Annotated in this window: 13 protein-coding genes; 12 read left to right on the plus strand and 1 reads right to left on the minus strand. The window is 67.3% G+C overall.

Annotated features, from left to right (window positions below):
* Positions 1 to 18: 18 nt before the first annotated feature.
* The 12 genes from V5F53_RS08895 (at position 19) to V5F53_RS08950 (ending at position 15175) form a co-directional block, all read left to right on the plus strand.
* Positions 19 to 2010 carry a conjugal transfer protein TraG gene (locus V5F53_RS08895; RefSeq protein WP_393998267.1) on the plus strand — a complete coding sequence of 664 codons (1992 nt, stop codon included), beginning with the start codon at positions 19 to 21 and terminating at the stop codon, positions 2008 to 2010.
* Between the two features lie 6 nt (positions 2011 to 2016).
* Positions 2017 to 2463, plus strand: a complete 447-nt coding sequence (locus V5F53_RS08900; protein ID WP_332119766.1) for a CopG family transcriptional regulator — start codon at positions 2017 to 2019, stop codon at positions 2461 to 2463.
* A gap of 217 nt (positions 2464 to 2680) precedes the next feature.
* A complete protein-coding gene (locus V5F53_RS08905; protein WP_332119767.1) occupies positions 2681 to 3406 on the plus strand; it encodes a response regulator in 726 nt (241 codons plus the stop codon).
* Entirely contained in the window at positions 3403 to 4725 is a 1323-nt protein-coding gene (locus V5F53_RS08910; RefSeq protein WP_332119768.1) for an ATP-binding protein, read from the plus strand. The genes V5F53_RS08905 and V5F53_RS08910 overlap by 4 nt, the downstream gene beginning before the upstream one ends.
* Before the next feature lie 78 nt (positions 4726 to 4803).
* The gene (locus V5F53_RS08915) at positions 4804 to 6459 is read left to right on the plus strand and encodes an efflux RND transporter periplasmic adaptor subunit (RefSeq protein WP_332119769.1); all 1656 of its coding nucleotides are present in this window, start codon (positions 4804 to 4806) and stop codon (positions 6457 to 6459) included.
* Positions 6460 to 6467: 8 nt separating this feature from the next.
* The gene (locus tag V5F53_RS08920) at positions 6468 to 9599 is read left to right on the plus strand and encodes an efflux RND transporter permease subunit (RefSeq protein WP_332119770.1); all 3132 of its coding nucleotides are present in this window, start codon (positions 6468 to 6470) and stop codon (positions 9597 to 9599) included.
* 12 nt (positions 9600 to 9611) lie between these two features.
* Positions 9612 to 9986, plus strand: a complete 375-nt coding sequence (locus tag V5F53_RS08925) for a hypothetical protein (RefSeq protein ID WP_332119771.1) — start codon at positions 9612 to 9614, stop codon at positions 9984 to 9986.
* A gap of 53 nt (positions 9987 to 10039) precedes the next feature.
* Positions 10040 to 11590 carry a multicopper oxidase family protein gene (locus V5F53_RS08930; RefSeq protein ID WP_332119772.1) on the plus strand — a complete coding sequence of 517 codons (1551 nt, stop codon included), beginning with the start codon at positions 10040 to 10042 and terminating at the stop codon, positions 11588 to 11590.
* Positions 11591 to 12539: 949 nt separating this feature from the next.
* Positions 12540 to 12896, plus strand: coding sequence for an ArsR/SmtB family transcription factor (locus tag V5F53_RS08935; RefSeq protein ID WP_012169800.1), 357 nt, complete (start codon positions 12540 to 12542; stop codon positions 12894 to 12896).
* Positions 12889 to 13431: an arsenate reductase ArsC gene (locus tag V5F53_RS08940; protein ID WP_012169801.1), complete on the plus strand. Its 543-nt coding sequence runs from the start codon at positions 12889 to 12891 to the stop codon at positions 13429 to 13431. The genes V5F53_RS08935 and V5F53_RS08940 overlap by 8 nt, the downstream gene beginning before the upstream one ends.
* On the plus strand, positions 13431 to 13856 hold the full coding sequence (gene arsC, locus V5F53_RS08945) for an arsenate reductase (glutaredoxin) (protein WP_332119890.1): 426 nt from the start codon (positions 13431 to 13433) through the stop codon (positions 13854 to 13856). Before V5F53_RS08940 ends, arsC begins: the two co-directional genes overlap by 1 nt.
* A 23-nt stretch (positions 13857 to 13879) precedes the next feature.
* Entirely contained in the window at positions 13880 to 15175 is a 1296-nt protein-coding gene (locus tag V5F53_RS08950) for an arsenic transporter (protein ID WP_012169803.1), read from the plus strand.
* Positions 15176 to 15237: 62 nt separating this feature from the next.
* Here the strand turns inward: V5F53_RS08950 and V5F53_RS08955 are convergent, their stop codons facing one another.
* Complete coding sequence (locus V5F53_RS08955; protein ID WP_332119898.1) at positions 15238 to 15957, minus strand: hypothetical protein; 720 nt, start codon at positions 15955 to 15957, stop codon at positions 15238 to 15240.
* Positions 15958 to 15985 lie beyond the last annotated feature (28 nt).

Consider the following 15985-nt stretch of genomic DNA (forward strand, 5'->3'; position numbering starts at 1 on the left):
GCGAGAGGGATTATCACCATGTCGGCGACGAAAATCCTCTGGGGGCAGATCCTCACCGTGCTGCTGATCGTGCTGGCGGCGATCTGGGGCGCAACACAATATGTGGCCTGGAGCCTCGGCTTTCAGGCGCAGCTGGGCGCCCCGTGGTTCACGCTTCTCGGGCTGCCCGTCTACTACCCGCCGGCCTTCTTCTGGTGGTGGTACTTTTTCGACGCCTACGCGCCGGAGGTGTTCTTCCGCGGCGCACTGATCGCCGCCTCTGGCGGCTTCCTCTCCATCGCCGTCGCCATCGCCCTTTCGGTATGGCGGGCGCGCGAGGCGTCTAGGGTCGAGACATATGGTTCGGCGCGCTGGGCCGAAAGCGAGGAAGTCGGGGCAGCCGGGCTCCTCGGCACCGATGGCGTCGTCCTCGGCCGGTATGACCGGGACTATCTGCGCCATGACGGGCCCGAGCATGTGCTGTGCTTCGCGCCGACCCGCTCCGGCAAGGGCGTCGGCCTGGTTGTGCCCTCGCTACTGACCTGGCCGGGATCGGCCATCGTCCATGACATCAAGGGCGAGAACTGGCAGCGCACCGCCGGCTTCCGTGCCCGGCATGGACGCGTGCTGCTGTTCGATCCGACCAACGGCAAGTCCGCCGCCTATAATCCGCTGCTGGAGGTGCGTCGCGGCGAATGGGAAGTGCGTGACGTCCAGAACATCGCCGACATTCTCGTCGACCCCGAAGGCTCGCTGGAAAAGCGAAACCACTGGGAGAAAACCAGCCACGCGCTGCTTGTCGGTGCCATCCTCCACGTGCTCTATGCCGAAAAGGACAAGACGCTCGCCGGCGTCGCCGCCTTCCTGTCCGATCCAAAGCGGCCGATCGAGACCACGCTCGATGCGATGATGAAGACCGCCCATCTCGGCGAGGCGGGTCCTCATCCCGTCATCGCCAGCGCCGCCCGCGAATTGCTGAACAAATCCGACAATGAGCGCTCGGGCGTGCTCTCCACCGCCATGTCGTTCCTCGGCCTCTACCGCGACCCGGTGATTGCCGAGGTGACGCGGCGCTGCGACTGGCGCATCGCCGATATCGTCGGGGGCAAGGCACCCGCGACCCTCTACCTCGTGGTGCCGCCCTCCGACATCAACCGCACCAAGCCGCTGATCCGCCTCCTCCTCAACCAGATCGGTCGGCGGCTCACTGAGGATCTGCAGGCAAAGGCCGGACGCCATCGGCTGCTGCTTATGCTCGACGAGTTCCCCGCGCTCGGCCGGCTCGACTTCTTTGAATCGGCGCTCGCCTTCATGGCCGGCTATGGCCTGAAAGCCTTCCTCATCGCCCAGTCGCTGAACCAGATCGAGAAGGCGTACGGGCCGAACAACTCGATACTCGATAACTGCCATGTCCGGGTGAGCTTCGCGACCAACGACGAGCGCACCGCCAAGCGGGTATCCGATGCGCTGGGCACCGCCACCGAGATGAAGGCGATGAAGAACTATGCCGGCCATCGGCTATCGCCCTGGCTCGGTCATCTCATGGTGTCGCGTTCGGAAACCGCACGCCCGTTGCTCACCCCCGGCGAGGTCATGCAGTTGCCGCCCACGGACGAGATCGTCATGATCGCTGGCACCCCGCCGATCCGGGCAAAGAAGGCCCGCTACTATGAGGACGTGCGCTTCCGGGATCGACTCTTGCCGCCGCCAACGCCCTCTGGTGGCCCGACCGTCCAACACGATGACTGGACCGCGCTGCCGTTGCCCAGCCCGCAGGAGGGCACCCGCGGGGGAACCATGGACGAAGGTCGAGAGGATGATCCGACCGGGTCGGAGCACCGGCATCAGCCCGAACTCAACCGCGTGAAGCCGGTCGAGAAAATGCAGCCTATCGAGAATGAGTTCGAGTTTGACACGGATCGCGACGACGAGATGGAGGACGTCGCCACCCGAAACCGGCGCATGACTGGTCTGATGCAAGGCGTCGCCCGACAGGTCAGCCTCAATCCCAATGACGGCATGGAGCTGTGATTCGCCATGGCAGGTCGCACGAAGAAGGCGCAGATCTCCGTCTATCTCGAGCCCGACATCATGGACCTGTTGGCCCACTACGCCGTCCAGCGGAACCAATCCATGTCCCTGATCGCCCAGGCCGCGATCGCCTCCTTCCTGTCCCCCGACAGCGCCGAGCGCCAGGAAGCCGCTCTTGCCCGGCGCCTCGGCCAGATCGATCGCCGCCTCGCGCGGCTGGAGCGCGATCTCGGCATCTCGACCGAAGCCTTCGCCACCTTCATCCGCTTCTGGCTCGCCACCACCCCCGCGCTGCCCGAACCGGCCGCCCAGGCCGCCCGCGCCAAGCTCTCCGAGCGCTACACAGCCTACACCCGCGCGCTTGGCAGGCGCCTCGCCAAGGGGCCGCAGCTGCGGCAGGAGATCGGGGAGGATGTTTCTCAACTGGAGGGTGACGGAGGCCGCCGGTCGTGACGCATTCTCGGGCTTTGAGTACGTCTGCTTGTGACGAACGGACCGAGCCAAGTCGCCGAATGGGTCCGAAACCTCAGAGTTAAAACGGCCCGAAGCTGTTTGAACATGGAGGGGTTCATCGCGTACATCGGATCGCTCAGGGATTCAATGTGATGGCATCCGGCTTTAGGCTAGAAAGAACCGTGCCGAGCGCCGCGGTGTGGAGTGGTGCAGAGGAGTGCGTGACACGGTGTCCCCCGAAGGCCACATCCTCATCGTTGACGACGATGCCGAAATCCGGCGTCTCGCCGGCAAGTTCCTGCGCGAGCACGGGCACAAGGTCACGGCCGCGCAAGGCGCCCGCGAAATGCGGGAGGCAATGGCCGCAGGCACAGTGGACCTCGTCATTCTCGACATCATGCTACCGGGGGCGAGTGGGCTCGATCTGTGCCGGGACATCCGCCGCACCTCCAATGTGCCCATCATCATGCTGACCGCGCGCGGCAGCGATGTGGACCGGATCGTCGGCCTGGAGCTGGGTGCCGACGATTACCTGGCCAAGCCCTTCAACCCGCGCGAGCTGCTCGCCCGCATTCATGCGGTGCTGCGGCGGACCCGGCTGTCCGACCCCGCCTCTGCCAGCGGCGGCACCCGCCTGACATTTTCCGGCTGGACGCTCGACACCCGGCGGCGGGAGCTCACCAACCCGGAAGGCGCCATCGTCGATCTTTCCACCGGCGAATATGATCTGCTGCTGACCTTCCTGGAGCATCCCCAGCGCGTGCTCACGCGCGACCAGCTGATGGATGCCGCGAAGAACCGCATCGCCACCGGCTTCGACCGGGCGATCGACATCCAGGTGAGCCGGCTGCGCAGGAAGCTCGATTCGAGCGGCGGGCCGGAGATGGTCAAGACGGTGCGTGGGACCGGCTATTTCTTCGTCCCGGAGGTGGCGCGCTCATGATCCGCGCCATCGACAGCCTCGCTCTGCGGACCGCAGTCGTGGCCGTGCTCGGAATCGTCGTGGTCCATGTGCTGAGCCTGTGGACCTACGAACATGCCATGGAGCGCGAGCGCCATGCGGCACATGCCGCCCGCCTTGCCGACCAGGTCGTGGCGCTGCGCCGGTCACTCGCCGCCGCACCTGCGGAGCGTCGGGAGGAGGTGGCCCATGCCCTGTCGGGGGGCGCCATCGATGCCCATTGGGGCCGCGAGGCCATGGCCGCGACGGGGCCCCACGCCGACGAGGCCGCCCAACGCCTCGCCGCCGAGGTTCGCGCGCTCGCACCGGACCTTGCCGCAGCGGACATTCTGGTTGGCGCCGGGCCCGATCCGCACCTCAGCCTCGTGGCCGTGCGCCTGCCCGACGGGAGCTGGCTGAATGTGCGCCTGTTTGCCTCCGTGCCGCAGACCGCCGGGGGGCACGGCTCCCTGCTCTCCACCACGCTGATGGCCGCGGGGGTGCTGCTCCTGTCCCTCGCCATCGCCGCATGGCTCACGCGGCCTTTGCGGGCCATGGCGCGCACCGTCGCGGCCCTGCCGCCGGATGCGGCGCGCATTCACCTGCCCGAGACCGGACCGAAGGAGGTGAGGGAGCTGGCCCATGCCTTCAACGGCATGCAGGCGCGCATCGCTGGGTTGGTCGAGCGGCGCACCCAGGCCCTCGCGGCGGTCTCCCACGATCTGCGCACGCCCATGACGCGCCTGCGCTTCCGCCTCGAGGATGTGAGCGACCCGGCGCTGCGCGACGCCATCGCCGGGGATGTCGCGGAGATGGAGCAGATGGTCGAGGCCACGCTCTCCTACCTGCGCGGCGAGGCGAGCGAGGAGCCGGTGCGGCCGCTCGATCTCGTGGCTTTGGTGGAAACCATCGTGGACGACGCGCGGGACCGGGGCCTGCGGGCCAATCTTTCGGCGCCGCCGCGCCTCGTCGTCGCGGGACGGCTCGTCAGCCTGAAGCGGATGGTGGGCAATCTGGTGGAAAACGCGCTCGCCTATGGCGGCTCCGCGCATGTGTCCATTATGGACGAGGAAGCGGATGCCGTCCTGACGGTGCGGGACGAGGGACCGGGGATTCCAGAGGACCAACTCGCCGCCGTGCTTGAGCCCTTCGTGCGGCTTGAAGCCTCGCGCAGCCGCGCCACTGGAGGCGTCGGGCTCGGCCTCACCATCGCCAGCGCGGTGGCCGAGGCGCACGGTGGCACGCTGAGCCTAGCCAACGCCACCGGCGGTGGCCTCATCGCCACGGTGCGCCTGCCCAAGATCCAGGCTGAAACAAACTGATACAGAAGCGATACGCGGCGTGACGCGCCGCGCGCTATCGCTCTCCCGTACCGGAATCACCAGCGGACGGGTTGAGGCATGGGGCGCCATTTTCTGCGGAAAGCCGTCTTCGGCCTGTGCGGGCTTCTCGCCGGCCCGGCGCTGTTCGGCCCCGCTGTGGCCCACGAAGGCCACGACCACGGTGCGCCCCCACCGCCCCCTGTGACGACGCTCGCCCCCCGCGCCGAGGCGGCCTCCGCTGATTTCGAGCTGGTGGCGGTGCTGCGCGACGGCACCCTCACCATCCACCTCGACCGCTTCTCCGACAACGCCCCGGTGGAAGGCGCCACCATCGAGGTGGACACGCCCGAAGGATCGCGGACCGCGAAGTCCGCGGGGCCGGGCGCCTATGTGCTGCCGGGTCCCTTCGCTGATAGGCCGGGCGCGCACGACCTCGCCTTCACCGTTACGGCCGGCGACGCAGTGGACGTTCTTGCCGCCACCTTGACCATACCCGCCGCTCCGACATCGTCCGAGACGCAAGCGCCGGCGATGCTGGCGCAGCTCGGCGGGCTGCGAACCGACCTCCTCGCGGGCATTCTGGCGGGCCTCCTCATCGGCTTCCTGGCCGGGGCGCTGGTCATGTCCCGGCGTCGGGCGGGCGCGCTCCTCGTCCTCGGATTGCTCGGCGTCGCTCTGGCCGGTGCCCCGCAGGGGGCATGGGCGGCGGACACGCAGCCCCCCGCTCGGCAGCCCCCCGCCCGCGATGCCGCTCAGCGCCTTCCTGACGGCTCGGTGATCGTGCCCAAGCCGACCCAGCGCATCCTTGGCGTGCGCACCCTCGTGACCGCTGCCGGCACCTTTGCCGGCACTGTGGAACTACCCGGCCGCGTGGTGCCGGATGTTAATGCCAGCGGCCTCGTCCAGACAGCGGTGGGTGGACGCCTCGCCCCGCCGGAGGGGGGCTTCAAGCCGCTCGGCACGAAGGTCGCGGCTGGCGAGATCCTCGCCTATGTGCATCCGCCCATCGGCGCCTCCGACCTCAAGGATCTGGAGCAGCAGGGCTACGAGCTGGACCAGCAGATCGCCATCGTGAAGCGCCGTTACGAGCGGCTGTCCGCCATTCCCAATGCCGTCACCCGCCGCGAGGTGGAGGAAGCGGAAATCGAGCTGAAGGGTCTTCAGACCCGCCGCGCCAGACTGGAACGGGTGCAGCGCGAGCCGGAGGCCCTGCGCGCGCCGGTGTCGGGCGTCATTGCCGCCGCCGATGCGGTCGCGGGGCAGACGGCGGACCCGAATACGGTGGTGTTCCGCATCGTCGATCCCGGCCGACTGTGGGTGGAGGCGCTCGGCTTCTCGCCCGATGCCGGCCGGTCCGGTGCCACCGGACGCCTGCCCGACGGGCGCACCGTGGCCCTCGCCTTCGTGGGCGCGGGGATATCCGACCGGACCCAGGCGTTTCCCGTCCTGTTTTCCGTCGCCGCGGACACCGGGGAGCTGCGCCCCGGCCAGTTCCTGACGGTCTTCGCGGAGGCCGGCGCCCCGCGCACGGGCATCGCCATCCCCCGCTCGGCGGTGGTGCGTGGGGCGAACGGCCAGCCCATCGTCTATGAGCACGTCAGCGCAGAGCGCTTCATGCCACGCGAGCTGAAGACGGAGCCCCTCGACGCGTCCCGCGTGCTGGTGCTGGCGGGCCTCGCCCCCGGACGTCGCATCGTGACCGATGGCGCCGAACTCCTCGACCAGATCCGCTGAGGCCGGCGATGTTCACGGTCCTCGTCACCCAATCGTTGCGCAACCGCCTGCTGGTGCTGGCGCTGGCTCTCGTACTGGTGGTCTATGGCGCCTATGCGGTCACGCGGCTGCCGGTGGACGTGCTGCCGGACCTCAACCGGCCCACCGTCACCATCATGACCGAGGCGGAAGGCCTCGCCCCGGCGGAGGTGGAGCAACTCGTCACCTTCCCGCTGGAAACGGCCATGAACGGCCTGCCGGGCCTCGTGCGCCTACGCTCGGTTTCCGGTGTCGGCCTCTCCGTGGTCTATGTGGAATTCGACTTCGGCACCGACATCTTCCGCAACCGCCAGCAGATCGCGGAGCGCCTCGCTTTGGTGCGCGACCGGCTGCCCGCAAACGTCGCGCCGCAGATGGGTCCCATCAGCTCCATCATGGGCCAGATCCTGATGTTCGCCGTCACCAGCGACACCGTATCGCTCATGGCGGTGCGGGAGACGGCGGACTTCGTCATCCGCCCGCGCCTCCTCGCCATCCCCGGCATTGCGCAGGTCATCCCCATGGGCGGGGAGGTGCGGCAGTTCCGCGTCTCGCCAGACGTTTCCGCCATGCGCGCCTACGGCATCACGCTCGATGCGCTGGAAAAGGCGCTCTCCCAATTCGGCACCAATTCCGGCGGCGGCTTTGCCGATCAGGGCGGGCGGGAGTTCCTCATCCGCAACATCGCCCGCACCCTGAGCCTCGACGATTTGAAGACCCTCGTCCTGCCGCGCCCCGCCGGCGGCAGCGTCTTCCTCCACCAGATCGCGCAGGTGGACTACGCCGCTCGCCTGAAGCGCGGCGATGCCGGTTATATGGGCCGGCCTGCCGTGATCCTCTCCGTGGAAAAGCAGCCGGAGGCCGACACCCTTGCCCTCACCAATGCGGTGGAAGAGGCGGTGGCCGACCTCAACCGCACGCTGCCCGATGGCATCCGCATCTCCCCGCCCGTGTTCCGGCAGGCGGACTTCATCGCCGCCTCCATCGGCAATGTGGAGAAGGTGCTGCTGGAAGCCATGGCGGTGGTGGCCGTGGTGCTGTTCCTGTTCCTTCTCAACTGGCGCACAACCCTCATTTCGCTCACCGCCATCCCGGTGTCGATCCTGGCCACCGCCATCGTGTTCCACGCCTTCGGCCTCTCCATCAACACCATGACGCTGGGTGGCCTCGCCATCGCCATCGGCGAGCTCGTGGACGATGCTGTGGTGGATGTGGAGAACATCTTCCGCCGGCTGCGCGAGAATGCCGCCGCAGCCGTGCCCCGTCCCGTGTTCGACGTGGTGGTGGCGGCGAGCCGGGAGGTGCGCTCCGGCATCGTCTACGCGACCCTCATCATCGTGTTGGTGTTCGTGCCACTGTTCGCCCTGCCGGGCATCGAGGGGCGGCTGTTCGCCCCGCTGGGGCAGGCCTATATCGTCTCGATCCTCGCGAGCCTTCTGACCTCCATCACACTCACGCCGGTGCTCGCCTTCTATCTGCTGCCGGCCCTCAGCCGCCATGCGGAAAGGGACGGCGCGCTGGTGCGGATGCTGAAGGGTGGCTACGCGGCGTTGCTCTCCACCGCCTTCCGCCACCCGCGCCTGGTGATGGGCACGACCGCGCTGCTCTTCGTCGGTGCGCTGGCCGGTGCCGCAAGTCTGCCGCGCGCCTTCCTGCCTCCGTTCAACGAGGGCTCGCTCACCATTTCCATGTCGTTCCGCCCCGGCCTCTCGCTGGCCGAGAGCGACCGCATGGGGCTTGTCGCCGAGACGCTGATCCTGGACGTGCCGGAGGTGAAGGCGGTGGGTCGGCGCACCGGCCGGGCGGAGCTGGACGAACATGCGGAGGGCGTGCACGCCTCCGAGATCGAGGTGGACCTGCGGCCCTCCGACCGCAGCCGGGCCGAGATCACGGCGGATATCCGCGACCGCCTCGCCGTCCTGCCGGCGTCCTTCAATCTGGGCCAGCCCATCTCCCACCGGCTGGACCACATGCTCTCCGGCGTGCGGGCCGAGATCGCCCTGAAACTGTTCGGCGACGACCTCGACACCTTGCGCGCCACGGCGGAAAGCCTGCGCCAGCGCCTCGGCGCCATTCCCGGCCTCGTCGACCTGCAGGTGGAGCGGCAGGTGCGGGTGCCGGAGGTGACGGTGCGCGTGGATTACGGCCGCGCCGCCCTCCATGGCCTCCAGCCCGCACAGGTGACGGACGCGCTGGCGCGGCTTTCCAACGGGCGCGTGGTCTCGACCCTCGTGGACGGCAACCGGCGCTTCGACTTGGTGGTGCGCCTGCCCGAGGCAACGCGCAGCGCCGAGGGGCTGGCCCGCCTCCTCATCGAGACCCCATCCGGCTGGGTGCCCCTCTCCCAGGTGGCGGACGTGAAGGAGACGGACGGGCCGAACCAGATCCTGCGCGAGGGCGGGCGGCGGCGAATCGTCGTGCTCGCCAACACCTCCGGCGGGCGCGACACGGCGGCCATCATCGCCGACATGCGCCGCGTTATCGCCGCGACGGACTTGCCGTCCGGCATGTCCACGAGCCTCGAAGGCACCTTCGCGGCGCAGGAGGAATCCATGCGCACCATCGGCGGCCTCGCGGCCGTATCGCTGCTCCTGGTCTTCGCCATCCTCTACAGCCGCTACCGCTCGGCGCTGTTCGCGCTGGTCATCATGGGCAGCGTGCCGCTGGCCCTCATCGGCGCGGTGGTGGCCTTGTGGCTGGCCGGGCAGCCGCTCTCGGTGGCGAGCATGATCGGCTTCGTGACGCTGACCGGCATCGCCGCGCGCAACGGCATCCTGAAGATCAGCCACATCATCAACCTCGCCATCGCCGAAGGCCTGCCGTTCGGCCCGGCCCTCGTGGCGCGCGGGAGCCTTGAGCGGCTCACCCCCGTGCTGATGACGGCCGCCTCCGCCGGCATCGCCCTGCTGCCGCTCATGAGCGGGGCCGAGGTGCCGGGCAAGGAGATCCTGCACCCGGTGGCCGTCACCATCTTCGGCGGCCTCGTCAGCGCCACGCTGCTCGATGCCGTGCTCACCCCCGTCCTCGTCCTCGCCTACGGCCGCCGCCCGCTGGAGCGGCTGGTGGCGGCGGCGGGCGAGACCGGCCCCACACCAGCCGCCGCCCGTGCGGACGCCTTTTGATCGGAGTGCGCCATGATCTTCCGCCCCCTTGCGTCGGCCCTCATCGCTCTTCCCCTTCTCGCGACGCCGCTCCTCGCGCACGAGCCCGGCACCGGCCCCAACGGCGGCGTGCGCGTGGATGCCGGGCATTATCACGCCGAACTGGTGGCCGACGGGACGCCTGCCGTCTCGCTCTATCTCAGCGACGGTTCCGACAAGCCGGTTCCGGCCGACGGCTTCAAGGCCAATGCCATCCTGGTGGTGGACGGCAAGGCTCAACGCTTCTCCCTGACGCCCGTCGGCGGAAGCCGGCTCGCCGGGACCGCCCCGGTCGCCGTGCCCAAGGGCGTTAAGGGCGCCGTCCAGCTCACCGCGCCGGACGGCTCAACGACCCAGGCGAAATACTGAACTCAATCCCTGCCTCGCCTCGTCTGCCCGGCGACGCACCCAGGAGGCCGACCATGACCCAACCTAAGCACCTGTCTTCCGTGTCCCGCCGCACCGTCCTCGCGGGTGGCGCCGCTGCCGGCGCGCTCGCCCTCTCCGGCGGGTGGAGCCGCGTCCTAGCCGCCCCGCTCATCACCGTGGAGAGCCTCACAATCGACGTGAACGGCAAGGCGGCCAAGGTCTTCGCCGTCAAGGGCCCGGCGGGCGAAGGCATCTTCGCGAAGGAGGGCGATCGCCTCGCCGGCGCGGTGCTCAATGCCTCGCAGGCGCCGGCGGTAATGCATTGGCACGGCCAGATCTTCGCTCCGGCGGACCAGGACCGCGCCCGCCCCGACGGCGGCGAACTCGCGCCCGGCGGGACGGACCAGGTGGACTTCCTGCTCACGCCCGGCACCCACTGGATGCATTCCCATACGCTGAGCGAGCAGCAATTGCTCGCCGCCCCCCTCGTCACCCGCGAGGCGGATGCGGGCGAGGCGCAGGACGTGGTGGTGATGCTGCACGATTTCTCCTTCCGCAGCCCGGAGGAGATCCTCGCCGGCCTCGGTGGCGCGAACGCCCACGGCAACCACGGGGCGCACGCAGCGGGTCCGCCCACGCAGGGCATGGCGGGGATGGCGATGCCGGGAATGGGCCATGCAGGCCACGGCATGGGCGCGATGGGGGGCATGGGCGCCGGGATGATGGGGCCTGCTCCTGCTGGCGCCGACGCCGGCCACGCGGAGCATGGGATGGGTGCGGGAATGGGCGGCGGCATGATGGCCCACGCCAATGACGTCGACTACGACGCCTTCCTCGCTAACCGCCGCACCCTCGCCGATCCTGAGGTGGTGAAGGTGGAAAAGGGCGGACAGGTGCGGCTACGCATTATCAACGGCGGCACCGCCACCGCGTTCTTCATCACCGTGCCGGGCCTGCAGCCGCGCTGTGTCGCGGTGGACGGCTCACCCTGCGTTCCGCTGGAGGCGGAAGCTTTTCCTTTGGCCCAGGGACAGCGCATCGATCTTCTCGTGGATATTCCGGCGGGCGGCGGGGCCTTCCCGGTGCTGGCGCAGGTGGAGGCATCGCCCCGGCGTACCGGCGTCATCCTGGCCACCGCCGGAGCGACCGTCGCGCGCATCGCCGATAGCGCCGACCGTCCACAGGGCCTGCTCGACCTCGCGTTCGAAGAGCGCCTTTCCGCCGGAAAGCCGCTCGCGCCGCGCAGGGCAGACAAGGTCTTCCCCATCATGCTCGGCGAGGAGGCGGGCTATCGCTGGACCATCAACGGCCGCACCTATGGTGAGGGAAGGCCCTTCGCCGTCAGTCCAGGCGAGCGGGTCGAGATGACCTTCATGAACCCCACCACCATGAGCCATCCCATGCATCTGCACGGCCACCATTTCCAGGTGGTAGGCATCGGCGGGCGCCGCTTCTCCGGCGCGGTGCGCGACACGGTGATGGTGCCGCCGCACATGCCCGTCACCATCGCCTTTGACGCCGGGCCGAAGGGCGAATGGTTCCTGCACTGCCACCACCTCTACCACATGGCCACGGGCATGATGGCGGTGGTGAAGATAGCTTGATCCCGCAGAGGAGAGACCGTCATGTACTACGATCAAATGATGGGCGGCGGCATGTGGGGGATGTGGCTCTTCGGCCTCCTCACCCTGGCGCTCGTCGTGCTCGGCATTGCGGCGCTCATGAAATATCTCCGGCGCTGAGGCGGAATACACTGGCAGTCTGACCGTCCACGGATAGGCCTGATCGTGGCGCGGCCAAAGATTTTGCGGGTCGGACAGTCAAACAGCCTCGGGCCGTGCTCTGGTCACGACGGTCAATTCCGCTCTGGCTCGGGCCGGTGCACCGCTGCCTGGTGCCGTCGATGGCCTTCGCGAAGCCACGCGTGATGCGGATGGCAAGAGCACCAAACGCTTGGCTCACCGCAGGCGAGAACCGGCCGCTCCTCTTTTTGCCGGCCTCCGTGGAAAGGCGTGCGCAAGACTAAGGAACGCGGGGCGCGCCTCTACGGCGGCCTCGCCACCAAGCCAAACTCCGAACTAGCGAGTGTGCCGGGTCACGGACGAGGAGCAGGACGCGCAGATGCGGGGCGCAACGGGATGAGGCGAAGACGTTACAGAGGCTGCTGGAGATGGAGTGCGGGCGGCTGCTTATAGCCGGCAGGACAATGTCGCAGATTGACCCAAAGCGACCCCTCAACGGCCCTTTCAGAGACGTCCGCTTTGCGCCCCCATTCCGGTCGTTGATCTGGTAACGGCTGCGGCCCAAAAGCGGACATTAGCGAGGCACGGCACGTAGGCACCCTTTGCGCCGAGAGCAGACGTCAAGCCGCCAATACAATGCGGACGCTCCAGTGTGATCAATGTGTTGGCGTTTGCGCCCTAAACTGAGGTTTTGACAGCGCCACTGTCCGTCTCCCCACTGCAAAGAGAAATAGCGCAAGCCCGCTTATGAAGGGCTTGCGGATCATCCCACAATTCAATATTTCGATAAATATCGAATTGTGGGGGCCATATGGACGAACTCGCTGCCTTGACCGCGTTCGGCGCTCTCTCCCAGGAGACCCGGTTGCGGATCGTTCGGCGTCTCGTGATTGCCGGGCCTGATGGAATCTCGGCCGGAGCGATCAGCGAGGCGGTCGGTGCGTCGATGTCGACCCTGTCCTTCCATCTGAAAGAGCTGGAGCATGCGGGCCTTGTGCGCTCGCGCCGGCAATCCCGCTCGATCATCTACAGCGCGGCCCTCGATGCCCTGGCGGGCCTCGCAGCCTTCCTGATGCGGGACTGTTGCCAGGGCCATCCGGAGGTCTGCGCGCCCGCAATGCAGGCGCTGACCGCCTGTTCATGCCCGGAGCAAGGGTCACATGACTGACCACACCTACAACGTGCTCTTCCTCTGCACGGGGAATTCGGCCCGCTCGATCCTTGGCGAGGCCATGCTGAATAAGCTCGGTGAAGGCCGCTTCCGCGCCTTCTCGGCGGGGAGCAAGCCCAAGGGCGAGGTCAACCCGCTTGCCATCGAGGTGCTGCGGGAGGCGGACTTCCCGACCGACGGACTGTCTTCCAAGAGCTGGGAGGTGTTCGCCCGGGCGGATACTCCCACCATGGATTTCATCTTCACGGTCTGCGACGACGCGGCGGGCGAGACCTGCCCCATCTGGCCCGGCCACCCGGCGACGGCCCACTGGGGCATTGAAGATCCGGCAGCGGTCGAGGGAACCTATCTTGAGCGGCGGAAGGCTTTTGTCAGGGCGCAGCGCTATCTCTTGAACCGGATTTCGGCATTCATGGCGCTTCCGCTGCGCTCTCTCGATCGCATGGCGCTCCACAACCAGCTCCGCGCGATCGGTCAACTGACGGACGCTTATGTTGCCCGCTCAAATCTCCTCCATTCGGAGTCGAAATGATGGACGTGGTCATCTACCACAACCCGGAATGTGGAACCTCCCGCAACACGTTGGCCCTGATCCTGAACGCTGGTGTGGAGCCGCACGTCATCGAATACCTGAAGTGCCCACCTTCTCGCGTCATGCTTCGTCAGCTTGTCGACCGGGCCGGAATGACAGTCCGCGCCCTCCTGCGCGAAAAGGGCACGCCCTTCGCGGCGCTAGGTCTCGCCAATCCGGCGCTGACCGATGACGACCTGCTCGATGCCATGATGGCGCACCCAATCCTCATCAACCGTCCCCTGGTGGTGAGCCCGAAGGGTGTCCGGCTGTGCCGCCCATCCGAAGAGGTCCTCGACCTCCTGCCGCCGCAGCGCGGCGCCTTCACCAAGGAAGACGGCGAACGCGTCGTCGACGACGCGGGAAACCGCGTGACCAATTCCTGAGCTCTTTCCCTGGATTTGCGCCCATGCTCGCCGTCGCGATCTTCATCGCCACCCTCGTGCTCGTCATCTGGCAGCCGAGAGGGCTAGGCATCGGCTGGAGTGCGCTCGGTGGCGCGGCTCTGGCGCTGGCGACGGGCGTGATCGGCCTCGCTGATGTCCCGGTGGTCTGGGACATCGTCTGGGATGCGACCTTCACCTTCGTCGCGCTCATCATCATCTCGCTGCTGCTGGATGAGGCGGGGTTCTTCCAATGGGCGGCCCTCCATGTCGCCCGGTGGGGGAAGGGCCGAGGTGCACTCCTGTTTCCCCTCGTGATCCTGCTGGGCGCGGCGATCGCGGCCGTGTTTGCGAACGACGGCGCGGCCCTCCTGCTGACGCCCATCGTGCTCGCCATCCTGCTGAGACTGAACTTCCGGCCTGCCGCTGCCATGGCCTTCATCGTCGCCTGCGGCTTCGTGGCGGACAGCACGAGCTTGCCGCTGGTCATCTCGAACCTGGTCAACATCGTCAGCGCGAACTTCTTCGGCATCACGTTTGACCGCTATGCGGCGGTCATGGTGCCGGTGAACGTCGTCTCCCTTGCGGCGACCCTGATCGTGCTCTGGCTCTTCTATCGGAAGGACATCCCGGCGACCTACGATGTCGGCGAGCTCGATGTTCCAGCAAGTGCGATCCGGGACCGGGGCGTGTTCGTCGCCGCTTTCCCTATGCTGGCGATCCTCCTCGCCGCATACTTCGTGACCGCGCCCTTCGGCATCCCGGTGGCGGCTGTGACGGGGGCCGGTGCTCTTGTGCTCATAGCGGTCGCCGGGCTGGGGAATGCCATTTCCGTCCGAAAGGCCGTGGCCTCCGCACCGTGGCAGATCGTGCTGTTCAGCCTCGGCATGTATCTGGTGGTCTACGGGCTGAAGAATGCGGGTCTGACCGATCACCTCGCAGGCCTACTCCAGTGGTTCGCCGGACAGGGAACGATGGCCGGCGCGATCGGGACCGGCTTCACGTCGGCCATTCTGTCCTCGGTCATGAACAACATGCCCAGCGTCCTGATCGGGGCCATTGCCGTCCAGCAGGCTCCGGACGTCTCCCCGCTCATGCGGGAGGTCATGGTCTATGCGAACGTCATTGGCTGCGACCTCGGCCCTAAGTTCACCCCGATCGGAAGCCTCGCCACGCTGCTCTGGCTGCACGTGCTGGGCAGCAAGGGGCAGAAGATCACATGGGGGGCGTACATGAAGGTCGGGCTGGTGATCACGCCGCCGGTCCTGCTGGTCACGCTCATCGCGCTGGCACTGTGGCTGCCGGTGCTTGGCGTTCAGTAGCTTGAACCGTCGCCAAGAGTTGCGTGAAACCCATTACGCGGATCCGTGGCTAACGGCAGCTTTCAGCGTGCTGGGTCGTGCAGGTCCATGTCCATAGATGGCAGTACGTCGAGGAAGTGGACGTGCATCGCCTGTAGGCGCGCCCTGACGGCATCGAGCAGCGAGGTGTTGAGAACCTTTGCCTGCTGGACGCGCTGGTAGTCAAGCATGACCCCCTCGTTGAACCTCGGCGGATTCAGGCATGTGAAGGACTCGCCAGCCCAATTGCGGCTCTTCATCACCACCGGAGCCCCATATTCGACCTGGCTGGCGTCGCTGTGGGCGAAGAGGGTGTTCCGCTTGATAATGAGGTCGTCGTGCAAGGCGCGGGTGAACGGTGAGAGCTTGATCCCGAGGGCACCGTAGGAGAGCGAGGGAATGCCTCCCTTCGATTCCGAGAACGGCCGACAATAGGAGACGATCAAGGTCGTTTCGTAGCAGATGAACTTTCGCAGGGTCGCAAGCGGGTATCGCCCTTCGTGGTCCACCTCCTCTTCAATAAAGGCAATTGCGCTTCCTGCGTGTGACAGGTCTCTGACACTCAATATCAGGCGTTTGAACAAGCCCCAGTTCTTCAGCAGATATTCGGGCACCCGATCCAGTTGGGGAGGGTCGAAGGCGCGGACACCCCCGCTTCCCGAGTGTTCGTCGATGCGTTCGTAGTAGAACCATTCATCGGGAAACCCGTATTGGTGCTTGAGGTGTGCCTGATAGGCTTCTGTCGCCTCATTCCCATCCGACATCCAAATCCCGCCCCTAGGAAAATGCCCG

The sequence above is a fragment of the Xanthobacter cornucopiae genome, from assembly GCF_043195065.2.
GTDB lineage: Bacteria > Pseudomonadota > Alphaproteobacteria > Rhizobiales > Xanthobacteraceae > Xanthobacter.